At 42.1% G+C, this 24,740-nt stretch carries 18 protein-coding genes; 5 read left to right on the plus strand and 13 right to left on the minus strand.

The genetic code is table 11. From position 1 onward, the window contains the following. Positions 1-9: 9 nt before the first annotated feature. From DBR32_RS06880 to DBR32_RS06890, 3 genes are all read left to right on the plus strand, one after another. Positions 10-942 carry a dialkylrecorsinol condensing enzyme DarA gene (locus tag DBR32_RS06880; protein WP_124635551.1) on the plus strand — a complete coding sequence of 311 codons (933 nt, stop codon included), beginning with the start codon at positions 10-12 and terminating at the stop codon, positions 940-942. 820 nt (positions 943-1,762) lie between these two features. After that, positions 1,763-2,662 (plus strand): archaemetzincin, encoded by a 900-nt coding sequence (locus tag DBR32_RS06885; RefSeq protein WP_158605930.1) that lies wholly within the window; start codon positions 1,763-1,765, stop codon positions 2,660-2,662. Positions 2,663-2,697: 35 nt separating this feature from the next. Beyond that, on the plus strand, positions 2,698-3,441 hold the full coding sequence (locus DBR32_RS06890) for a DUF481 domain-containing protein (protein ID WP_124635553.1): 744 nt from the start codon (positions 2,698-2,700) through the stop codon (positions 3,439-3,441). A 73-nt stretch (positions 3,442-3,514) separates the two neighbouring features. Here DBR32_RS06890 and DBR32_RS06895 read toward each other — a convergent pair whose 3' ends face one another. Next, entirely contained in the window at positions 3,515-5,404 is a 1,890-nt protein-coding gene (locus DBR32_RS06895; RefSeq protein ID WP_124635554.1) for a T9SS type A sorting domain-containing protein, read from the minus strand. Positions 5,405-5,658: 254 nt separating this feature from the next. After that, positions 5,659-8,580, minus strand: a complete 2,922-nt coding sequence (locus DBR32_RS06900; RefSeq protein ID WP_124635555.1) for a T9SS type A sorting domain-containing protein — start codon at positions 8,578-8,580, stop codon at positions 5,659-5,661. Between DBR32_RS06900 and DBR32_RS15570 the strand changes: the two genes are divergently transcribed. Together DBR32_RS15570 and DBR32_RS06910 are read left to right on the plus strand one after the other, a co-directional pair. Continuing rightward, entirely contained in the window at positions 8,579-8,770 is a 192-nt protein-coding gene (locus DBR32_RS15570; RefSeq protein WP_124635556.1) for a hypothetical protein, read from the plus strand. The genes DBR32_RS06900 and DBR32_RS15570 overlap by 2 nt on opposite strands. A gap of 341 nt (positions 8,771-9,111) precedes the next feature. Then, positions 9,112-9,759: a response regulator transcription factor gene (locus DBR32_RS06910; protein WP_124635557.1), complete on the plus strand. Its 648-nt coding sequence runs from the start codon at positions 9,112-9,114 to the stop codon at positions 9,757-9,759. Positions 9,760-9,770: 11 nt separating this feature from the next. On the opposite strand, the gene DBR32_RS06915 is transcribed toward DBR32_RS06910, so the two are convergent. From DBR32_RS06915 to DBR32_RS06965, 11 genes are all read right to left on the minus strand, one after another. Continuing rightward, on the minus strand, positions 9,771-12,857 hold the full coding sequence (locus tag DBR32_RS06915) for an ATP-binding protein (RefSeq protein WP_124635558.1): 3,087 nt from the start codon (positions 12,855-12,857) through the stop codon (positions 9,771-9,773). Positions 12,858-13,246: 389 nt separating this feature from the next. Next, on the minus strand, positions 13,247-15,025 hold the full coding sequence (locus tag DBR32_RS06920) for a T9SS type A sorting domain-containing protein (RefSeq protein WP_124635559.1): 1,779 nt from the start codon (positions 15,023-15,025) through the stop codon (positions 13,247-13,249). Positions 15,026-15,288: 263 nt separating this feature from the next. Next, on the minus strand, positions 15,289-16,074 hold the full coding sequence (locus DBR32_RS06925) for a bifunctional 2-polyprenyl-6-hydroxyphenol methylase/3-demethylubiquinol 3-O-methyltransferase UbiG (RefSeq protein ID WP_124635560.1): 786 nt from the start codon (positions 16,072-16,074) through the stop codon (positions 15,289-15,291). Positions 16,075-16,104: 30 nt separating this feature from the next. Then, positions 16,105-17,502 carry an NADH-quinone oxidoreductase subunit N gene (locus tag DBR32_RS06930; RefSeq protein WP_124635561.1) on the minus strand — a complete coding sequence of 466 codons (1,398 nt, stop codon included), beginning with the start codon at positions 17,500-17,502 and terminating at the stop codon, positions 16,105-16,107. A 79-nt stretch (positions 17,503-17,581) separates the two neighbouring features. Further along, a complete protein-coding gene (locus DBR32_RS06935) occupies positions 17,582-18,994 on the minus strand; it encodes a NuoM family protein (RefSeq protein ID WP_124635562.1) in 1,413 nt (470 codons plus the stop codon). 63 nt (positions 18,995-19,057) lie between these two features. Further along, a complete protein-coding gene (gene nuoL, locus DBR32_RS06940; RefSeq protein ID WP_124635563.1) occupies positions 19,058-20,986 on the minus strand; it encodes an NADH-quinone oxidoreductase subunit L in 1,929 nt (642 codons plus the stop codon). Between the two features lie 48 nt (positions 20,987-21,034). Then, complete coding sequence (gene nuoK / locus DBR32_RS06945) at positions 21,035-21,334, minus strand: NADH-quinone oxidoreductase subunit NuoK (protein WP_124635564.1); 300 nt, start codon at positions 21,332-21,334, stop codon at positions 21,035-21,037. Between the two features lie 21 nt (positions 21,335-21,355). Beyond that, positions 21,356-21,874: an NADH-quinone oxidoreductase subunit J gene (locus DBR32_RS06950; RefSeq protein ID WP_124635565.1), complete on the minus strand. Its 519-nt coding sequence runs from the start codon at positions 21,872-21,874 to the stop codon at positions 21,356-21,358. Positions 21,875-21,883: 9 nt separating this feature from the next. After that, on the minus strand, positions 21,884-22,411 hold the full coding sequence (nuoI, locus tag DBR32_RS06955; RefSeq protein ID WP_124635566.1) for an NADH-quinone oxidoreductase subunit NuoI: 528 nt from the start codon (positions 22,409-22,411) through the stop codon (positions 21,884-21,886). A gap of 26 nt (positions 22,412-22,437) precedes the next feature. Beyond that, positions 22,438-23,514: an NADH-quinone oxidoreductase subunit NuoH gene (nuoH, locus tag DBR32_RS06960; protein ID WP_199724390.1), complete on the minus strand. Its 1,077-nt coding sequence runs from the start codon at positions 23,512-23,514 to the stop codon at positions 22,438-22,440. A gap of 49 nt (positions 23,515-23,563) precedes the next feature. Next, positions 23,564-24,679 carry a 2Fe-2S iron-sulfur cluster-binding protein gene (locus tag DBR32_RS06965; protein WP_124635567.1) on the minus strand — a complete coding sequence of 372 codons (1,116 nt, stop codon included), beginning with the start codon at positions 24,677-24,679 and terminating at the stop codon, positions 23,564-23,566. Between the last annotated feature and the right edge of the window lie 61 nt (positions 24,680-24,740).

Consider the following 24,740-nt stretch of genomic DNA (forward strand, 5'->3'; position numbering starts at 1 on the left):
CCTCATTTTATGAAGAAAATACTTGTGGTCTATTTTACCCAAAGCGGCCAAATGAAAGATATTGTCCATGCTTTGTGTATGAATATTGAAGGGCAGGCAGAAATCGATTATGCACCGATCACTTTAGCGCAGCCCTACCCTTTTCCCTGGGTAGCATACGATACTTTTTTTGATGCCATGCCGGAATCGGTTTTAGGGATTACGTTCCCCGTACAGCCTATGCCGGAACTTCTGGAAAAAGATTATGATCTGGTGATCCTGGGTTACCAACCCTGGTACCTGTCTCCTTCTATTCCCTTCAACAGTTTTTTGCAGAGTGAATGGGCGAAGGTACTCAGTGGCAAGCCGGTAATCACCGTTATTGGTTGCCGCAATATGTGGTTGAACGCACAGGAAAAAGTAAAACAGCGCTTGATCGAACTGAATGCCTCACTGGTAGGCAATATTGCTTTGGACGATAAGAATCCGAATATTACCTCTACCCTTACCATCGTAAGATGGATGCTTAAAGGCCAGAAGGAAGCTACCGAAAAAGCACCGGAAGCGGGTGTTGCTCAAAAAGACATTCAGGATACAGCACGGTTTGGACCAACGATCCTGGATTGGTTGCGCAAGGGCCAACAGGATGATTTGCAAACGCAGTTATTAGCACAAGGTGCGATTCAATTGCGTCCTAACCTTATTGTTATGGAAGGGAATGGCGCAAGGCTGTTTCCCAACTGGGCCAATAATGCCCGGAAGCTGGGCTTACCCGGAGATCCGGCCCGTCAGAAAGTACTCAAGAAATTTAAGGTTACTTTGTTTATCTCTATATTCATCTTATCTCCATTGTCGGGTGGACTGGCAAAACTGAAAACATTATTACAAAAGAAAAAAATAACTGAAGACCTGGCTTATTTCAAACAAACGAAATACATCAAAGGGAAAATAGGGAAAGCCTGATCCTGATTGATTATGACGACTTAGCCAGGTATACACACTATTACAATACTTTTCACCTGATTTATAAAGCCCCTTCTCTTGCTTAGAGAAGGGGCTTTTTGCTGCTGCACATGATACCGTTTTTTTACAAAAAAAATGGCTGCCCTAGAAAGGGCAACCCTAAAAATGAAACTAAATAAAGATTTCATATTATCTTTTCATTGTATGGTAAGTGTTTAAGCTATTTCCCCTGCGGTATCGTCATTTCATTTCTGCCGTGTACTATTTTTCAGCACCAATATAATGCGGCGATACGTACTAGTATTGCCTTATGCCTGAGTAAACATTCATGTTGGTTCCGAACCTTGCAGGGGCAAACAGGACAAGGCCTTGCAGGCCTTATTTCCATTATATTAGGGGGGTAAATTTACTGGTGATTTTTTGTTCATTTTTTCATGTGTATGCTGCCCTCTAGTGTACATATAAAACTTCGTATGAGAAACATACAGGAGCTAATATGGGTAGTCATATTGGTTTAGAAGAGGATATTAAATAGTGATAATAAGATAAATAGGTTTACATCAGTTAATTAGGATACAAGATTAAGGAAAATAGTATACTCAGTTTCTTACACAATCGTTATTAACGTCATATTAAATAAATGCCGTTTATTTTTTCGGTAAATTGTAATGGCATGGCTAAGGTAAATATGCCGGCAACACAAAAGTTTTTATATCGTTCTTCAGCACTTCTACGTTGTATTATTGCCTCTTATGCTGCAGGAAACAAACCTGTTTAGCTCCTTAAAGGCCCTGGCAAAATCTAACACATAAAAATGCTGATGCGTCATACCCTCTTGATGATTGTCATATTGTTACTCTTTTCCTGCAATGATGAGCGCGGAGAAACATTTCCTCATCTGCGGGACTGTTACCGTCTGCAGACCCTCTCTGCACCCATACACCCGATACGCGAAGGGGAATGGCGATCTCTACATACTGAAGTTCCTGTTCCCTTAAAAATATATATGCGCAGCGCGCCGGCAAGGGCAGATCAAAAAAGAACAAAATTATATGTCATGAAAATCGGGGATTTCGACGCCACCGGCAACCTTATTTTTGATCAGGCTAGCGCTTATCTGCAAGCTTATTATCAAATTCAAGTGGATACTGTAGCACCTCTGGACATCAAAAGTATTCCATTAAAATATACCCGGAAACGCAGCGAAGGCTTACAGCTTAATTCTTCTTACATCATCACCAATATATTGCCCGAACGGAAACCGGATAGTGCTTTTGCACTTATTGCCTTTTCGCTTTATGATCTCTACCCCGATGAGCAATGGAATTTTGTGTTCGGACAGGCCAGCCTGAATACAGGTGTAGGTGTATGGAGCCTGGCAAGGCTGGGCGATTACAAGGAAAGCCCGGAGCAGTACCGCATTTGTCTGGAACGTACTTTGAAAGTTGCGGCACATGAAACCGGTCATATGCTCGGTATACAACATTGTGTAAAATATGAATGCAGTATGAATGGCAGTAATTCCTTGTTGGAAAGCGATCTGCAACCGGAATGGCTCTGCTGGGAATGTCTTGCAAAGCTTTGCTGGAACAGGAATACCACGCCACAAGCGCATTTGGCTGCACTGCTTCGTTTTCATGAAACAGTAACGCATAATAGGAAAAGCATACCGTACTATCGAAAGGCATTAGGCCTGTTACCGGTACAAAAGACACAATAGTTTATCTTTGCACGCAAACAAGGAACAGATATTGAATGAAGATTAAATTTCAACAAGTCATTTTGCTTTTGCTGATCTTAGGAAACAAAGAAGGTCTTTATGCACAGTTTAATGACAGTACACATTATATGGCTGCAGTGCAATCTTCAGGCAGCTTTAATAAAACGAATGATGGCTTCAATGCACTATACAACAATAGTATTAAATACGGCATGAAGTTCAACAGTTTTATCATGAATGCAAATAGCAGTTGGGTCTATGGCAAAACGCCTGTAAAGCTGAGCAATAATGACTGGAATACTTCTTTAGATTTCAACTTGTATAAAACCTTACCGCATTTTTATTACTGGGGGTTGCTCAATCATGCTTCAAGTTATTCTTTAAAAATAAACAATCAGTTCCAAGGCGGACTGGGTATTGCTTACCGTTTCTTTGACCGGCCCAATATCCGATTAAGTGTGAGTAATGGCATTCTATATGAAACCAGCAGCATTATACAGGAACAAGGCCATAACCTCGATTATGAGACCTTTAGAAATTCTTTACGGGTACAATTTAATTACACCTTTAAAGAGTTGGTAAAATTAAGAACGGTAGGCTTCTATCAACCTTCTCTTACACTGAAAAATGACTTTATCATCAATGCGAATGCCAGTGTGCAGATCAAAGTATGGAAATGGGTACAATTCAGCACTACGGCTACTTATAATAAAGTAAGCCGCACCAATCGTGAAAATTTTATCCTGACTTACGGACTGGTTGCCGAACGCTTTTTTTAAGTAAAAAATCTTCTTTAAAAGATCGAGGGCGGCCCATTGGCCGCCCTCGATCTTTTAAAGAAGATACTTCTGTTTATAATTTTACCACTTTAAAGAATTGGCTTACCTCATTGCGGCTGATCTGTATAAAATAATTACCGGCATTTAAGGATTTCAGATTAAGTTGGCTCGTATTGTTAGTAGCATACTGTTCCATGATTACCCTGCCGGAAGCATCAATTACCTTAAGAAGGTCGCCACTTTGAACGCCTTCAACAGTCAGTATACTCGCCGTTACGGTAGGAAATACTTTGATCTCGCCTGCGCAGTTCAAGGCAAGGCTCAACACTTTGGAATAGGCATAGCTGTTATCATTATCCACCAGCTTTAGACGATAGAATTGTTTTCCCTGGCCGGTACTGTGATCGGTAAATCCATATTGGCTCTGTGCCCCTTTAGCGGACACTTCCCGAATCGCTTTAAAGTCTGTTCCATTGCCGCTTTTCTCGACAATAAATTTTTTAAATTGATCTTCTGCACCACTCGTCCACAGCAATTGAACACCGCAATCTGCCTGTACACTAGCCTTAAAGGAAACGATCGTTACCGGTAAAGGAAAGCTGTAGTTAAGTGTATATGTCGAAGGACTCTGATCTACACTACCTGCTGCATCTACTGCTGCATAGCCAAAACTCGAAGTAGTGGTTCCTCCCGCTGTGGTAGGCCCAGCTACAATACTCAGGGTAGCGGGATCGTAGGTTATGTTAGGATCAATAACGGTAATCGCTACGCCATTTACTTTTAAGATAAAACCATTGGTGGGCAGACTGGTTATTTTTACGGCAGTCCAGTTTTGCTGTGTTCCGCTGTTTACTTCCGGATCACTTCCGCGCATAGGTGCCGTACTGATATTAACCGAAGTGCCGGGACTACCGTTTACAGTATTGGTTACCGGAAAGGTTTGGGGAAGCCTATTGATCCCAAAATCATTTCCGGCAATGTTAGTATTCGTGATCGCATCGGCCACAGTCACGGCAATACCGCCATTTGCGCTACCATCGCTTTCTGAAACATTCACCCAACCGGTTGGCAAGGAGGCTGCAGGCGCGGCAGCACCTACGGTGCCCTGCACGGTACTTAGCCGTGCCGTAAAGGAGCCTGAAATACTTGCCGGAACAGAATAACTCCCATCTGCCTGTACTGCCGCTGTACCTACTACATTGCCCGAACCATCAACCAGATTGACATACAACTGACCAGCCGAAGAACCGGAACCGCCTGTTGCGGTACCATTTACGCCACCGGTCGTACCATTGGCATCGTTAAAAATACTCCCCCGTATTAGTGCCGGACAAGCTTTAAAACTTACGCTCTGTACAGTATAATCATCGCCATGCCCACCGGCATCTGCGACAAAGCGTAACTGCAGGTTTCCGTTATTAGGAATTGTAGTCGGCAGGGTAAGGCTAATAGTAGTCATAGTACCTGGAACAAAGGATGCAGGGCTTACTGTGGCCGACGCCAGTGCTGTTACCGTAACATTGGTGGTGGTATTATTTGCCGTCCTTAGCCTTGCATACGTTACCCCATTATATAGGACTTCAAAAGAGGCCGGTAATGAACCTGCAACCGGGTTACCATCACTGCCCGTCATCACCAAGGTAACAAGCGCACCGGAACCCGTAAGATTTGCATTAGTGACCGATCTGGTTACTGTTTGTGCCACATTATTATCGGTTACAAACTGTGTACCTGTAGATCCGGCGTATATTGTGCCTGTACCTCCTCCGGTCCAGCCTGTCGCGCCGGGAATAGCCGTTACCGCAATATTTCCATCCGCGGCGGCACCATTAAAGTCATAAAAATTTGTACTCGGTGTTACCTTCTCTACCTGCAAAGCAGGAACACATTGTGCCCCCGCATTATAGGTGCTTAGGAATAAAATACCGGTGCATAAACACGGAAAAAAGTTGAATTGTCTCATCTATTTGGGGCTTTATGTTACGAAATCTATATATAATACAAAATTAGATAATTATACCTAATATAAAAATAAAGTATCATTAATACAGCCATGCAATATTATGACAATCAATTAAAACAAATGGTTATACAATTATTTAGTAAATTTATTTATATATAAAAAATAAAAAATATGGAATGATAAATAGTATGGTTGACCTGTATAAAAAAGGGGCAATCCACTTGGATTACCCCCTTTTTATGCTTCTTTACGCCTTATAATTTCACCACTTTGAAAACCTGAGTCTCTTCATTATGGCTGATTGTTATAAAATAATTACCGGCACTAAAGGATTTCAAATTAAGCTGACCGGTCTGGACGGTAGCATACTGCTCCATAATTACCCTACCGGAAGCATCGATCACCTTAAGAAGGTCGCCCCTTTGAACGCCTTCAACAGTCACCATACCGGCCGTGATCGTAGGATATACTTTGATCTCTGCGGCACAGTTCAGGACAAGGCTCAACACTTTAGAATAGGCATAGCTGTTATCATTATCCACCAGTTTTAAACGGTAGAATTGTTTTCCCGAACCCGCACTGTGATCGGTAAATACATATTGGCTCTGAGCCCCTTGAGCGAACACTTCCTGAATTGCTTTAAAGTCACGACCAGTACTACTTCTTTCTATAATAAATTTGTTGAAGTTGTCTTCCACACCGGATGTCCAGCTTAGGGCAACAGTACAATCGCTCTTCGCCAGCGCATCAAAGGATAATAAATCTATAGGTAAAGGTTGTGTAAAGGCAATGCTATACGTAGCCGGACTTGGGTCTGCTTGTTTAGCGGCATCAATAGCGGCATATTTAAAATTGGTCTGCAAAGTACCTGCGGGTGTACCAGGACCCGGGGTTACGGTTAGCAAGGCCGGATTGTAATTAAAAACAGAATCTCCGGCAGTGACCACGACACCATTATACTTTAGGATAAAGCCATTGGTAGGTAATTCGGTGATGATTAAAGCCCTATTGTTCCAATCGCTTTTTATACTGTTATTATCTTCGGGATCGGAACCCTGTAAAGGCAGATCGCCCAGGTTCAGGGCAACACCCAATACGGGAGCACCCGTTATGTTTTTAGAACGGTCATAACTTTGCGGAAGCCGTTGAAAGCCAAAATTCACATTCGTGATATCACTCAGCAAATCTAGTGGGGACACGAGTAGTTTGGACAATATGCTGATGCCAAGGCCTTTCGCATTATTCATCCCAAGATTACTTCCGGTAAAGGACCAATCGCCTAGATTGGTTTCGCTATACACGGTGCCGTTCGTTAATTCCTTTGTACTAACGGCTACATTATAGAGGGCATATTCGGGTGCAAATAAGGTATAAGTACCGTCTGCATTCACCATTGCTTTTCCCAAAATCCTGTTATCTGCCGGATCTAATAAATAAGCATATAAAGCATCGGCAGTTAATTTACCGATGAGGGCACCATCTACTAAATTATTGGTGAGCCCATTGGCATCATTATAGATTTTACCGGAAATTTTATAGGATGATTTCCGTACAAAGAAATTATCAAAATACGCGTCATTACCCGACTCATCTGAGGACGTAACGAGGTAATAAATGGCATAATCACCATCAAATTTTGCCGTAAAATCGGTAAAGGCTTTATTCCATCCAAAGTTAATGCTATCCATGGCATCGCTACCGGTAGACTGTACGGCAATCGTCCCTAAAGCTGCAGTATCATTAGTTGATATTCTTTTTACGAAATATTTGATGGTAGTCGGTTTTGCATAGGCGGTGCCTTGCTGCCATTTGTTGGCCGATTTACCATAAAATCCCATAGAATAAGTATTCCCGGAAGTCAGCCTTACGGTATCTGCAAATAAAATTGCGTTCAGGCTACTATCAACAAGATTACTCCCATTCACCGCCAGAAAACGATCGTTCCAAGCACCGGTTGTTGCGCCTGTTGTCACGCGCCATCCGAAATTCATGTTGTTCAAAATCCCTTTTAATCCCATATCGGTGCCGGCTGCCTCCAGGTAATTGGTGCCTAAAAAGTCGGTCACGACATACTTTCCCGCATCCCATAAAAAACCGTTGGTTCCGTAGTCCCCATTTTGGTAAGTATAATTAGATCCGGTGCGGTAACCCGTAACATCTGAATATAGTTCGGGATGTGTTGCCGTTAAGGAAAAATATTTTGTATTGGGATGATTTAATACATAAGCGTCTCCGGAAGCATCTGTGGTTCCAAAGGTTCCGTTATTCGCATTGGTCACCAGGTTTGGATTCAATATCCCGGCATCATACATGGTGGTAGTCGGGGGTAGAAATCCAAAGTTGATGACACCGGTTTGTGCATATTGCTCACTTTGAATATTGGAGAATATAAAATTTGCGTCTGCTGCCAACGAAGGAAAAGACAAGCCTGATTGCGGCATAGGCTCGGTTCTCGGCTGTAAATTACCCAATGGTTGTGCGGTTACCGAAAAGATTTCCAGGCCATCCAATACCGCCGCACCAAAGCTATAGCTGCCATTGAGGCCGGTGAGGGTGGTGGCAGCGGGCGTAGCAGCACTTAGCGATTTGATCCATACTTTTGCCCCGACAACTGCGGGTTCTGTCGATTCTTTACTATTGTTCAGGTTGTAGTCCTGAAACACGCTACCACTAATACTAAAATTGTCAAACAACTCTAGCTCCGCTATCCTCATATTCCTGGAGGATGCCGTATTATTAATCCGATAGTACCGGTATGCGTTCGTATTGTTCAGCGCAAATAGTTTTCGGGAACCTTGTTTCTCCCAGACGGTTGCGGTACGGGTATCTAAAACCACAAATCCACTGGTCGCATTGTTTGATCCTTCGATAGTCCAGTTGGTCGGGTTATAGGTCGAATTAGTGGGATGGTTGGTTAAACTATATCCTTTAATCACTTTTGCTGTACCCAGATCAATACGACAATAGCTGCCATTATCGATAGTTGCATAAGTACTTTTTGTATTGTCGACAAGGTTGGCTCCGTTGGTTACGGAAGTAATACTTGTCGTCTCTGAGGTTACATCTTTTAAAGAAGTTTGTGCTGTGCTGCTGTAAAAGCCCAGTACAGCGGTAAGGCCCAGAATCCATTGTTTAGAGTTTCTGGTCTTGATAAATCTGGCAAAATCGAATCGCATGATTGGATGGATTGAAATGATTGAAAAGGGTTACATGATTTTAAATCGCTTTGCGTGTGGGCAAAACAAAGTCACTACAAATCCTTGTGCAAAAAATTTACGGGTAGCGCAAATTCTTTTGAACAAAGCTTCGTTTAAGCCAGGCAGGTTTCATTTTTCAATCAAAACAGCATCGAAAGTCCAAACGTAATGTATATACGTTCAAAGGAGCAACGCAAGCGTCGTGTCAGGTGTACGGAGTATTATTAAGGCACATAAAACCAATGATTTTAGATTATGGTTTTATTTTTTTCGGTGGGTTATTTGAGGTGCAAAAGTAGCACTATTCTTTGACTAAAGAATGTAGTATTTCTTCTATATGTTTGTAGTAAAATTACTACAAATACGTGCCAGAAAATTTGCCCGTTCCCGTAAATACCTTCCAATAATATATTTTAACAATTCCATATCTTATACTTATACATTTTTTAGTAATTATATGTATTCCTATGGAACTGAAAACAATATCTTCGCACTCTTACTACATATACTATGTCTCTAAAAATAATCATTGCTGACGATCATTCTGTGGTGCGTTACGGGATCAGTCAGATTGCAAAAAGCGTTTACCCTGATGCTGAAATTACGTTTGCAGTAGACTTTGGTTCGATGTTGGAGGAGACGACTAAGGTGCAACCGGCACTCATCATTTGTGACATCAATATGCCCGGCTGCGACAGCTTTAACCTGGTCAAAAATATTAAAGCGGAAAGTGACACTGCAAAGATCCTGGTGTTCTCGGCTTATTCGGAAGAGCTGTATGCCCCTCGTTTTTTATTGGAAGGGGCGGACGGGTACCTGCATAAAGATGCCGACCTTGCCACCATTCGGACAGCCCTTAGAGACATTATGGATAAAGGACGGTTTATTAGCCCGGCAATGACTGAATATTTCCTGGATGCAAGCCTTTCTAAAAAAAGGGTGGGTGCAAATCCACTTAAGTTATTATCTAACCGGGAAATGGAGGTCGCTTCTTTACTCTCACAAGGTTTAGGATTATTAGAAATTTCCAATACCCTTACGCTGCATTCCAGTACGGTAAGCACGTATAAGAACCGAGTATTTGAGAAACTGAATATTTCGAATATTCCGGAACTGCTCAATATTATCCGCACGTACCATAGCCTGGAGCTGCTGTAATGCTTTAGGGTTTATTGATGTAAGTATATATCGACTCTTAAGCCTTGTGGCCGCACCGAACGCAACACAATCTGCAGGTGTAGCATTGATTGTACATCTTTCATAAACAGAAATCCAAACCCTACATAGCGATTGTTGATATTATCATTAGACTGGTCGCTAAAGAACGTATTGTAGTGGGCGATCTGTTCTTCGGAAAGTCCCCTCCCGGAATCTTCAATGATCAAAACGGCATGGCCATCAATATCCTCATTTCTGATCTCAATGGTACCTTGTCTTGTATTTTTGATGGCATTGTCGATCAGGTTATGAATCAGTATTTCGAATAGTTCGGGATAGGTATCCAAATCATAGTTGGGGCATACTTTATTAGAAATCTGTACCTGCTTTTCTTTCGCGGCGAGCTCAAAGGTTTCCTTCTTCTGTTCTATCAGCGAATGAATATGTACGGGTTTTGCGTCTTGTCCGGCCATTGATTTGGCCTTCAGGTAATTGGTAAGACTATCGGTGTAGTTATAAATTCTTTCTGCAGACAGGTACAAGCCGGTGGTATCTTCTGCTTCCGGCATTTCGGATTTGCGTACTTTTTCAGATAAGTACTGAGCGGCAATGACGAGATACTTTAGCGGCGTACGTATATCATGCGCAATATTCTTACTTAATTGCTCCTGAAATTGTAATTGCTTATTAATCTTAATCTCGGAGCTTTGCAGGGCTTCTATGGTTTGCTTGAGATCAGCAGTCCGTTCCATCACGGCCTGCTCTAATTGTTTGTTTTTTCTTTTATGATAGGTGAGCCGCATGTAGAATAGGATACCGAGTATGGAAAGCGCACAGACAAGCACTGCCAGCTTAAACAGGAAGGTTTCGTAATAAGCCGGCGGCACATGAATAACCAGCCTGGTGCCATAGGTAAAGGTATTCCCAAAGCCTGACCGCTTACGGGTTTCTAAGGTATGGATACCGGCGGAAAGTTGGTTAAACGTAATGATATCATTATCGACCGGTAGCCAGGAAGAGCTATCGATCTTATATTCGATAACAAGGTTATCTGCATTGCCAAAATAAGGAGTGGTTAAGTGTATGCTCATATTGGCAAACTGCCGGGCAATCTCTACCGTATCTTTTACCGCTATTGTTTCATTATCGAGGGTAATACAGTCAAGGATCATTGCCGCATCCGGCAATTCGGGTTTTATTGCTTCCGGCTTAAAAAATACGATTCCGTTTATAGAGGCAAAAGTGCTGAAGCCATTCCTAAGCTGTACGGCCATTTCTCTGCCACCACCATTAAATTCATTGCTGTTAAAACCCTCTCCTTGCTCATATTTCAAATAGAACACGTTCTTAAGTTTGCCATCAGCGTAATCGTACAAATCCTGCTTCCAAACCTGAAAGATACCGCCATTGGTGCTGAGCCAGAAAAAACCATTCCGATCCGCAACAATGGCATGTACTGAATTCAGGATTTTCTTTTGGTCTTTAGGAAAGGTTATGACTTCCTTATCCCGATACAGCAGCAGTCCATCCTCGTAGGTACACACCCACAGCCCACCCTGTTCCGCTGCGTAAATATTGCGTGTCACTTTTTTATGAAAACGGGGCACAATCTCTAACTGTTTACTGTCGGTATGGTAGCAGTATAAATCATTCTGGGTGCCGATCCAGACATTGTCTCCTTGTCTTAAGATGGCATATACATAAGAGCTTAGTGTAAGCTCCAGCATTACAGGATGCTGCTTTTCTTTAGGGTTCAGGGTGTATACATTACCCTCTCGGGTAGCCACCCATAGCGCTTCCGGACTAATCTGTGCTATGGCTGTAATGCGGCTCTTGAATTTCCAAGTGCCCAACTGTTTGGTTAAGGTTGCATTATAACAATTAAGAAATCCCGCCCCACCCTGCCAGATATTGTGGTCTTCGCCGCGGAATAAGACGGTGCCAAACTCGCTCATATTTTCGGTCTGATTGAGCAAAGCGGGGGTATAATACGCATTGGTACCTGAGCTAAAAACGATGCCCTTTCCGGTTAAAACGGAACTGTCGTTAAGGGGTATATGATGGTAGTACACATTGCCGGAGACAGTGGTTGTACCATTACTTACCTTTGTATCAAAGTGCTTGCGGGATAATATATATAAGCCATTATAGGTACTTCCTAAAAAAATCCGCTCTTTTGCCTCATCATAATAAACAGCAGCAATCTGATTTTTTTGAAAATCAAATTGACTAAAAATAAGCTTGGTATCGAGATCTCCATTGGCCAAACGAAATACCTGGTAGAGATGTGCACCACTTCGTATAAATACCTGCTTCATCGCTATATTGGCAATGAAGACCATATTTTCGTATTGCTTTTCTCTGGCGATATCGCCCGTAACCTTTACCCTGCCTGCCTCGGTGGCGCTGTAGCACATAACCTCCAGCGAATGGCTTCCACATATGGGTATGTATACATGATGATCTATCGAGAATAAATAGCGAACATCTTCGATAGGAGGCATACCGTATTTTTTAACCGCCACATGATCTTTATACCAAGTACTCAGTTTTTTATTATTATCAATAAAAATTGCATTTTCTCCATCAATACTGATTTTTAGTTCTTTTAGTCCAAATATGTCTTTAGCATTGGCGTGGATCCATGAAAGGGGAAGCGGGCTATAGTCTTCAGAGCTATTGCGAAGGGAGGGAAATAATTTCTCGACATTACCATATAAATCGCCTAATCTCGCTCTGAAAATCTCCAGAAAGGTGAAGTCTTCGGTAATCGCTTGCAATTTATTGTTATAAGGAGATCGGTCGAAACTGATCATCCGGCTGGAGGTCATGCCGGTATTATATTTATTAAACAGGGAAAATTTCCTGCCATCATAACGCACCAATCCGGCCTCTGTGGCCAACCATAAAAAACCGAGTTCGTCTACAACAATGTCCTTTACACTGTTCTGCGCCAAACCATTTTCTGTATTAAAATGTTGTATGGAGAAATCGCCGGTTCCTGTACCTGCATTGAGGGTACCGGACGGACAAAAAAACAAACTAAACACCAGTAAGCCCCGCAAAAGCAGGCGTCTGCACGCTGATACAATGATCATATATGTATATAAAATTACCGGAGATAAGCTTATACTGTACTGGCAATATCGTCGGGTAACTGAGATTTAAAATTAAAAGGAAACAAAGGTATAAAATATCGGTTCAATTGCTCTTAAATCATGGCCAGCAGCATATAATACAATTATTATATAACTATCCGTATTAGATAAACAACTATTGCGATTCGTTCTCGGTCCTTGTATAGGACAACAAGAGGAATAAAAGGGTATTTTCATCAAGACGATTCTTGCTACGCAATACAATTTTTCGGCCTTAGGTATTTTCATTATCGGGTCCTAATGCGATGTGGGGAAAACGCAAAAGCAATAAAGTAAAAAGGTGCACCCGATTGGGTGCACCTTTTTACTTTAGGTGTAATGATTTACGCTTATTGTTTTACAAATTGTCTTGAGTTTTTGGTTCCATTAATGATTGTAGAAACCTGATAGATACCTGTTGGTAACTCAGCAATATCATTGCCCAGATCCAGTACATTATTACCTTTCGCTACCTGCATTAATTTTTTAACAAGCAACTTTCCGGTATAATTGTACAGCTCAACAGTCGCCTCTGTATTATCTTCTGCCATTAAGTTCAGGTGCATCGATTTCAGCACCGGATTAGGATAAATCTCAAATGCCTGCGCCATTTGCTTACTGGAAACAGCAACTTTTACTATTTTACTGTGCTCATATTGTCCACTAAAATCCGTGGCTTTTATTCTGAAATATAATTGGCTGGCTTCAGCTGGAATATCAATCAGGGAAGTGTATTTTTTGATGGCTAAGTTTGCGCTCTTTGCTTTCTGCAAATCTGCCGCAGCAAAGCTTTTACCGTCAAGGCTCATCTCTACTTCAAAAGTGTTTACTTCTTTTTCTGTATACGTTTCCCAATTTACCTGAGCCTGATTATTAGCATTAATGCTCGCCGAGATATTACCAAAGGCAACAGGAAGCGGTGTATTTACCGGCCAAACGTTGGTACCTAAATCGGTGTAACCTGATGCGGCATGTACTAAGGTCGCTCTGATGGTGGAGGTCAAGTTTGTTGTATTTCTCAAATTGATTGTTGCCGGATCTAAATAATAGATACCATCTTGCACACCACTACCAGAACTATTATCTGTTGTGGACAGGTACATTCCGCCAAACTGGTCAAAACAACATCCGTTTACGCTACCGCCAAAACTATTGCCGTTGCCATCCAGGATATCCCATTTTTTGGTCAATTTTGTATTGCTGCCATTCGGTTTACCAATAAATATCTGGGTTGTACCGCCGTTATTTACCAATACAAACATGTTACCATCGCCATCGAAACAAAGGTCTCCGTTCTGGAAGGTACTTACGCTACCACCGATCAGATCTACATCATTATCGACCACTTCTACGGCACTATTGTTAATGGGTGATAAACCATTAGGGGTCGCTTTTACTAAATAAACACTGCTACTGCTTGCCGTAACAATCCAGGCGACACCATTCTTGTCTAAACCGAGACGTACATAACCTAAGGAGGAATTATTGCCACTTCCGTTCACATCATAGGAAGAGATAATGGTCTGGGCCGTACCTGATCCATCTCCTTTTTGTCCATACATGGTGAATACTCCGTTGTTGCTGCTCGTATTGGGCAACCAATAGAAAAAACCTTCCGGTACAGAGGGATAAGGACTGCGTCCTAAAGCCGCGAAAGCACCGTTTTGAACTTCGTATAATAATGCCGGTCCGTTCGCTTTAGTTCCGGACAGGATGTTGAAGGCATCGACGCGGTTCACGCCGTTGTTGCCGCTGTATGCAGCCCAAAAATTGGTCACTGCATCCATAATCGTAATTGTTGTGGAAACTGAAGTACCTCCTCTTGATACGGTAACGGTATAATTGCCGGTGGCATCTGAATTAAAGGTAAGGGTGTTGCTGGCGTTTTCGCTACCATATCCTAAATTGGTACTGGCAAGAGAAACTCCGGTAGACGGGCTAACGGACCATGTATAATTTTGGAAAGCACCATTAAAGTCTCCATCGCTTCTTGTAACGGTAACGGTACGGCTACTATTCGGTTTTAGGATAAGGCCGTTGCTCGGTCTAAGGGACTGGGCATTCAATTCGTTTGTACAAAATAGTACAGCGAATGCGATAAACCACCGTGATAATGTAAAATTGCTCATGTCTTAAATTTTAGGGGGGGTATAATATTTTTAGTGAAGTTTGTATGTGCTATATCCGGATATATTGATACTTACTTTCAATTGCAAAAGAAATATAAAATGGTAGGGTATATAAACGCAAAAACACCCGATTAAAAATCAGGTGTTTTTACGTGCTTGAAAACCAGCACTGGAGCAGTATTGACTTAATTAGCTGACATATAATTATTTATAAATTATACCCGGCTTTTCAGAAGTTATTTTCTATATAAATGAAGCAAAAATTATCCTTTGATCGCAATCGTATAATACGCACAGGTGGTAAAGAAATTACGGAACCAAGGGATGTTCGCGATGATCTTTGCTTGCTTTCTGCCCCTAAGGTTAAACTTATATTTATAGATCGGATTAATAAAGTACAGTAATCGGTTTTGGATTTGGTAGCCCGTTTCTGCGGTAATACGTTCAAATCTTTCTATCGAAATTCTGGTATCATATATTTCCAGGAATTCGGCCGGATCCATACCGCCCATTTTGATTAATTGCCGGTACAAAGGTTTTGGGAGCAAGTGTGTATATGGCACTTTGGATAATAGTTTGTGTTGCATTACCTGCTGATGTCCGCCAAAGGGCATTTGCCAGGGGGGAAACCCAAAAAAGATAACGCCTTCGGGTAACAACATCTCTTTCATCCGCTTGAATAATTTGGGCTGGTCGAAGATATGCTCAATAACATCTTTCAAGATGATGAGATCAAATTTTCCACCCAATTCTTCTGGACTGGTCAAATAAATATCTTTAGGGATGAAGAGGGCTTTTCCATCGGCTACCTCTTCGGCCATCCACTCATTTGCATTTTCTAAACGAATTTCGTCAAATTCTACCCCAACGGTGATACAACCTTTATCAATAAAAGGCTTTAAGACCCCACCTTCACCACAGCCAATTTCAAGTACCCGCATTCCGGGTTTCATTTTTTTGGTCTGCTCCAAAAAAGGCAAGACGTATGCTATGGTATTCTCTACCTGCATATCAAAATACCTTTTTCTATCTTTATGAAATTCAAACATTTTTTTACATTAATTAAGCCAAGAACTATTTTATATCCAGGATAAAAGCATGTCTGGTGCAATCCCGAACACAATAATAGCACAAATAATAACGGTCATAACGACTTTGTCTAAGGTGGTGATTTCTGATACCAATTCCGGATCTCCCTGTTTAAAGTACATGGCCATAATCACTTTAAAATAATAGAACAGACTCACTGCTGCCATCACCAAAGCAAAGACCACTAACCAGAACGTATAGGCTTGTTCTAATGCGGCGGCAATCACAAACCATTTGGCGAAAAAGCCTGCGGTAAGTGGTATCCCGGCCAAGGACATGAGACAGATGGTGGCTACTAAGGCTAAGAAAGGATGTTTTTTGGCCAGGCCGTTAAAGCCATCGTAGGTATAATCTTTTAATTTCAACAGTACGCCAAAAATACCTAATGTGGCAATGGTGTAGGCTACCGCATAAACAATCATGCCTTTCATCGCCATGGCATTACTACCAATCACGACAAACATCATAAAGCCTGCCTGCGCAATAGAGGAATAGGCCAGCATACGCTTAACGCTTTGCTGGTATACTGCGGTGATATTTCCGATCAGTAAAGTAAGCCCTGTGATCACACCTAATAATAATACTTTCCAATAAGGATCGATATTGGCAAAGCCTTCCATAAACAAACGCATAAATGCAAAGAAAACGGAGACTTTTACAATCGTGGCCATAAAGGCGGTAAAGGGTGTAGGCGAACCATCGTACACATCGGGTGTCCAGAAATGCATAGGTGCTGCACTGACTTTAAAACCTAAAGCCACTAACATAAACATGACACCAACAATACCCATTACGCTTAATGTACCTGTAGCATAGAAATTAAACCCGTGAATATCGAAGGTACCCATAGCACCATACAATAAAACGATACCCATTAAAAGTATACCGGTAGAAAAGGCTCCCATAAGGAAGTACTTCAGTGCGGCTTCGCTACTTTTTAAATTACGTTTATCAGAACCGGCCAGGATATACTGTGGTATAGATAAGATCTCAATACCCAGGAATAAGATCAATAGATTATTATAGGTAGATAATAAGAATACGCCGCAAAGAATAAAGAAGTGTAAAGAATAATATTCGCCTACATGCACGCCCACTTTCTCGATACTCCGGCCGGTCAGCAGGATGTATAAGAAGGAACAAGCGGTCATGAGCACATTAAACCACAGGGCATAATTGTCGACACGCAACATTTTGGCAAATAAATCGGGTGCCGCCTGCGCATTGGCCAGGAGATGATTATAATCTGCAAGCTCCCAAATATTAAGGCCTATTAAACCTAACATAAGGATCGCCGCAAAATTAGTCAGGCTCTTCTTTTCTTTTACAGTCAATGCTGCAAACATCATTAGTATTGCGAATACTGCGGTTGCTATTAATGGTTTCATTGTATATCTACTGATTATTCATTCTTAAGAAGTCCTAACCAAATGCTTTATTTTAAAAAATACTTTATTCCAAAAGCGTTTATAATACTTGTAACAACAGATTAGGATAAACGCCCAATACGACGATTACAATCAATATGATATAAATACTTATTTTTTCGTTTAGGCTCATATCGGCAATGACAAGGCTCTTTTGCTCGCCGTAGGCTACTTTCTGTACCATATTCAACATATATATGGCGCCAAGGATAATACCTAAACCGGCCAGTACCATGAAGGTAATATGGTTTGGATTGGTGCTTTCAAAAATACCCAGGAATAATAAAAACTCTCCGACAAATCCATTGGTTAAAGGCAAAGCGATACTGGAAAAAGTAATCACCACCAAAGCGATGGTCATTTTCGGTGCCGCACCGGCCAGACCTCCTAAAGATGCCAGGTCGCGGGTCTGATACCTGCGCTCGATCATATCTACCACCAACCATAAACCGGTGATCGTAATCCCGTGGTTGAACATTTGTGTGATCACACCATTGGTTGCATTTTCGGTTTGGGCAAAGATCCCCATGATCATTAAGCCTACGTGGGCCAAAGAGGAATAAGCCACCAGGCGTTTGATATCGGTTTGTACAATCGCCAATAGAGAGCCGTAAAGAATCCCGATCAGCGCTAAGATCATAATGATATTATAAAACTGCTCGTCTACATGAGGGAATACCGGATATAACCATTTCATCACACCGAACAATCCCATTTTCACCATAAGAGCACTCAATACAATCGTAACCGGTGTAAGGGTCTGCTCATAAGCGGAAGCCTGCCAGGAATGTAAGGGGAAGATGGGCATTTTGATCCCAAAGGCAATAAAGAATAAGATAAACAGGGTTCCCTGACTGGCGATCGGTAAAGAAGCTCCTGTAGCCAGAATCGTATTATAGTCAAAAGAGCCATTGGGCGTCTGAATGTATAAATAGATCAGGCCGGCAAGCATCAATAAACTACCCAGAAAGGTATATACAAAAAACTTGAACGATGTTTTGATGCGGTCTTTACCACCCCACTGTCCGGCTAAGAAATAAACCGGTATTAAAGCCAGCTCCCAGAAGAAGTAGAATAATAATAAATCGTTGGCGAGGAACACGCCCATTAAACCACTTTGCGCCAAAAGCATTAAACCATAAAAACGGCTCGGCTGCTCTATATCTTTATTCCATTGTGCAATAAAGACCAGTGGAAATACAATAGCGGTCAGTAAGGTCATTAATAAAGCCATTACAGAACCTTGCAGGCTAAAGTTGGCCCCCAGGCTTGGCAACCAATTATAGTTGGCCTCAGGAATGCTTTCTTTAATACCACAAAAACTAAGTGCTGCCACAACAAGTGTAGCCAGTGCACCGATCAATGCCCATGTTTTTACCGCCGGTGTCTTGCGAAAAGCAAAACTGGCCAGACCGGTAACCAAAGGAATAACTAAAAGTAAAATAAGTAACATTTGTATAATTTAAAATAACTGATCGCCTGAACTAATCAACAATAATGGTTTATAGTCGTCTACTTAAGCATAGAATAATCCGAAAATACCTATCGCAAATATGATAATGATCCCGATGACCATAGCAAATAAATAAGATCCTACTTGTCCGCTTTGTAAATTTTTCAAACGGGTACTTCCCCATTGCACTAACTGGCCTACACCATTTACGCCGGCATCAATACCTTTAAGTTCTATAACATTATTTAATATTTTAGCGATCCATGCCATCGGCTTTACAATGAGGAAATCATACACTTCATCGATATACCATTTATTTTCCAGCACTTTTGCCAAACCGGTCGCTTCTTTGAATTGTTCTTTTTTCGTTACTGCTTTCGCAATGATGATCATGATAACGATCAGGGCCGTGGCCACGGCCATTAAGGTCCATTCCGTACTGTGCGATAAATGATGCACATCGAAATTTTGAACCACAGGCGATAAATATTCATTTAGGAGGTGACCCACATTCAGGTGTTCCCCGATTACTTCAGGCAAACCTACATAGCCGCCGATCACGGATAATACCGCCAGAATAATAAGTGGAATGGTCATCGCCGCAGGGCTCTCATGCAGGTGATGCTTTTGTGCTTCTGTACCTCTAAAACTACCGGAGAAGGTATAGAAATAGGCTCTGAACATATAATAGGCAGTCATCAAAGCCCCTAATAAAGCAAAGTAGTAATACATAGGATTCTTGGCATATGCTGCTGCCAGGATCTCATCTTTGGAGAAGAATCCCGAAAAACCGGGTAAACCCGCAATAGCCAGGCATCCGATCAGGAAGGTAAATTTAGTGATCGGCATATGTTTGCCCAAACCACCCATTTTACGCATATCCTGTTCGCCACTCATGGCATGGATCACGGAACCACTGCCTAAGAACAACAAGGCTTTGAAGAATGCATGGGTCATGACGTGGAATAAACTTCCGACATATGCACCTACTCCTAAAGCCAGGAACATATAACCCAATTGACTCACTGTAGAGTAAGCCAGTACTTTTTTAATATCATTTTGCTTGATGGCAATAGAGGCCGCTAATAATACGGTAGCTAAACCGATAATGGCAATCATATTTTGTGCCATCGGTGCCAGATTAAACAAAGCATTGCTACGGGCAATCATATAGATACCGGCGGTAACCATCGTAGCCGCATGGATCAATGCAGATACGGGCGTAGGACCGGCCATTGCATCGGGCAACCAGGTATATAAAGGAATCTGTGCACTTTTACCCATTGCTCCGATAAAGAAACAGATCGCAATCGCATTGGTCATTCCCGTTCCGATCATATAACCGGTGTCGGTCATCGTACCAATACCACCGCTTAATTGACCAAAGAATTCATGATAAGATGCCGTACCAAAATTATAGATCGTCAGCATCAAACCTACTAAGAAACCTAAGTCTCCTATACGGTTCATGATAAAGGCTTTTTTAGATGCGTTCGTGTATTCTTTGTTCTTATACCAGAACCCGATGAGTAAATAAGAGGCTAAACCAACACCTTCCCATCCGATAAACATCACCACATAATTGGCTCCTAGAACCAATAGTAACATGAAGAACACAAACAGGTTCAGATAAGCGAAGTATTTGGTATACCCGGCATCATCGTGCATATAAGCTGTAGAATAGAGATGGATCAAGAAACCAATCCCTGTAATGATCAGCAGGAACATAGCCGATAACTGATCGACCAGGAAGGCGAAAGGAACACTGAATTTCCCTACGCTGATAAAATTAAAAATGTGTACAATACCTTTATCCGGTACACCACCGCTTTTCACTTCAAAAAAGATACCTAATGCTACACAGAAAGAAGCCAGAATTGCTACGCTACCGATGATACCGGCAAGTTTCTTTGGCATTGATTTCCAAAATAATCCATTTAACAGAAAACCGATCAATGGGAATAATGGTATTAAATAAACAAGTTGTGTCATAAATTATATTGCTTAAGCCTTGCTATAAAATGCGGCGTTTGTATGCGTTTAGTTTTTCAGACGGTTCAAAATATTAATGTCTACCGAATTTACTTTCCGGAACATCATCACGATGATGGCGAGCCCTACAGCGACCTCGGCTGCGGCGACCACCATAATAAAGAATACAAAAACCTGCGCTCCTGCATCTCCATGCAATTTGGAGAAAGCAACCAGCAAAAGGTTCACGGCATTCAACATTAATTCGATACACATAAAAATAACGATGGCATTTCTACGCATCAACACCCCCATTACGCCAATGGCAAAAAGGCTAAAACTCAAAAATAAATATGATTGTATAGGCACACTATAAAATTTAAAATGTTCTTATTTAGTTTTTTCTTCTACAACTTCTTTTCTACCGATCACCATCGCACCCACCATAGCTGCTAAGAACAATACAGAACTTAACTCAAAAGGCAGTACATAATGTTCAAACAGGGTTTTACCCAATACTTTAATCAGGCCTATATCACCGGCATCGGTAATCGGTACCTGGGTAAGGTTTGCATAGCGGAAGGCCGATAAGATTACCAGCAATAAAGAACCGGCACTGATCAAGGCGGCAAAATGCACCAAACGGCTTTTCTGCGGCTCCGTATCGGTATTCAGGTTCATCAGCATGATCACGAATAGGAACAGTACCATGATGGCTCCTGCGTAAACAATAATGTTGACAATGGCCAAAAACTGGGCATTCATGAGTATATAGTGCCCGCTAATCGCAAAAAAGGTTGCAATCAGGAACAATACACTGTTTACGGGGTTGCGGCTTACCACCACAAAGATGGCACAGACAATCGCCCATAAACTCAAAATCCAAAATATAATATCGTGTATATTCATATTAGTCGATTATCCTTTCTGTAGTTTTAAGCGTTTTTGTTTTACCTGTTCATCGGTCAGCAGCATATCTTGTTTTTTGTACACAAAATAATCTCTGGTATAATTAGAAGGCATTACGGTCTCGGACATATAGATCGCATCTTTAGGACAGGCTTCTTCACAAAATCCGCAGAAGATACAGCGCAACATATTGATCTCGTATTTCGCCGCATATTTTTCTTCGCGATACAAATGCTCTTCACCCGGTAGCCGCTCTGCCGCTTCCATCGTAATGGCTTCTGCCGGGCAAGCCAGGGCGCACAGCCCGCAAGCAGTACATTTCTCTCTGCCTTCTTCATCTCTGTTCAATACATGTAACCCACGGAATACCGGGCTGAACGGACGGGTTTCTTCCGGATAATTAATCGTGGCTTTCTTCTTAAACACATGCCCAAGGGTAATGCTCAAGCCTTTCAGCAATGCAGGAATATAAATCTTCTCTGCAAAGGTCATGGGGCTGCGATCTACCGCCAGTGCTCTATTCGTTAATGATTCCATTGCTATTTCTTTTGGGCAAAATGCCTTTACTTTTTATTTAATACAAATAAGATAACCGCTCCTGTTACCATCATATTGAACAATGCCAAAGGAATCAGTTTGGTCCAGCCTAAATTCAACAGCTGGTCAAAACGGAAACGTGGTAAAGTCCAACGGACAAACATAAAGAACAAGATAAATCCGATTACTTTGATCATTAACACCCCTACACAGATCAGGGCAAAGATACCCGAAGGTACTGCTGCCTGCACGGCATCCATTCCCGGGAAATTATATCCGCCAAAGAATAGGGTGGCCAATACCGCAGAGGATATAAACATATTAATGTATTCTGCAAACAAGAACATCCCGAGTTTCATAGAGGAATATTCCTGATGATACCCCATGTTGAGCTCACTCTCACTCTCCGGCATATCAAAAGGGGCACGGTTCAGTTCCGCAAAGGAACAAACCAGGAAGATAATAAATCCTAAAGGTTGTTTGAATACATTCCAGGTAAAATAGCCTTCGTTCCAGAAGCCGTGTTGCTGTTCTACAATCGTTCTTAGACTTAAGGTACCGGTCAGCATCAATAAAGCAATAAGGCTCAAACCTAAAGCCAGTTCATAACTGATGGCCTGAGAGGCGGCACGTATCGCACTCAATAAGGAGAATTTATTGTTGGAAGCCCATCCGCCCAGCATAATACCATATACACCAATACTCACCACCCCAAATACATACAGAATACCAATATTAATATCGGCTACCTGTAAGGAAATGGTTCTGGCACCGTCTGCGGTATTGAATACAAAGTCGGGGCCCCAGGGAATAATGGCACTGGTCATTAAAGCCGTAAAGATGAACATGGCCGGTGCGAGCATGAACAGCCATTTAGTAGAATTATCGGGTATGATCTCTTCTTTAAAGAACAATTTACCACCATCTGCCAGGGGCTGCAGCAAGCCAAAAGGCCCTGCTCTTAAGGGACCGATACGATCTTGCATCACTGCGGCTACTTTACGTTCTGCCCAGGTAGAATAAGCGGCTATTCCCATAGAGGCTGCAATGATAATGACAACCAATACTAATTTTTCTAGGATCAAAAAAGTATCTATACTCATTTTTTTGTTTAAATTATTTCGTTTGACAGCCTAATCGTGCCGCGTTTGTTTACTGTTTAAAGTCGTCTGAATGTGCTGGTCCGGCAATACGGTCTAAATGCACATTAGGTTGATTCACCTCACTTACCTGATGAATATCCAGGGTGTATAAAGGTTCTTTTCCGATTACTTTATCAATCAGTTTTTCTGATTTACCGGCAGACCCTACCGTACCGGCATAGTGCCCCTGTGCGATTACGGAATGACGGTTGATATTGCTCGGGCCTTCGATTACCCAGTCTTTGGTCTCTTTTTTCTCAAAACGGCATTCGTTACAAATCCATCCGGTAGTACCATTGCTTGCAGTAGCCACCTCTCCCCATTCATCTTTTCTTGCGGTCACACGGAATACTTCCGCCCCGCGCATCCATAAACGCACTTCGCCACAACATTTAGGATTGCTACAGTTACGGTGTGCCTCCAATGGCTTAGTAAACCATACCCTGTTTTTAAAACGGAAGGTTTTATCGGTCAGGGCGCCCACCGGACATACATCTATCACATTTCCGATAAACTCGTTGTCCAATGCATTTTGAATACAGGTACTAATGCGGGAGTGATCGCCGCGATCCAATACGCCATGTTCTCTTTTCTCCGTCAGTTGTTCTGCGGTGTATACACAACGATAACACAGAATACAACGATTCATGTGCAACTGAATGTACGGACCAATATCTTCGGGAGCAAAGGTACGGCGTGGAAATTCGGTACGGGTACCTTCTCTTCCATGCTCATAACCCAGATCCTGTAAATGACACTCCCCCGCCTGATCACATACCGGGCAATCCAGCGGATGATTCAACAGCAGGAATTCAGTAACGCCTGCGCGGGCATCGGGTACCTTTTCTGAAGTAATGTTTTTCACTTCCATACCATCCATAACCGTGGTACGACAACTCGCCACCAGCTTAGGCATCGGGCGTGGATCTTTTTCAGAACCCTTGCTTACCTCTACCAGGCAGGTACGGCACTTACCACCGCTGCCTTCCAGTTTGCTGTAATAGCACATCGTAGGCGGCGCTACGGCACCACCAACTTTACGGGCCGCTTCCAGAATGGAGGTTCCGGGAGCCACTTCTATGGTGATATTATCTATCGTTACTTTAAATAATTGTTGTTCCGACATTGTTATATTGCTTCATCCCCTAAGGGATCGTTTTATATTTTATGATCAGCTTTGTTTTGCA

Origin of the sequence: Taibaiella sp. KBW10 (assembly GCF_003852495.1) — a bacterium.
Lineage (GTDB): Bacteria > Bacteroidota > Bacteroidia > Chitinophagales > Chitinophagaceae > Edaphocola.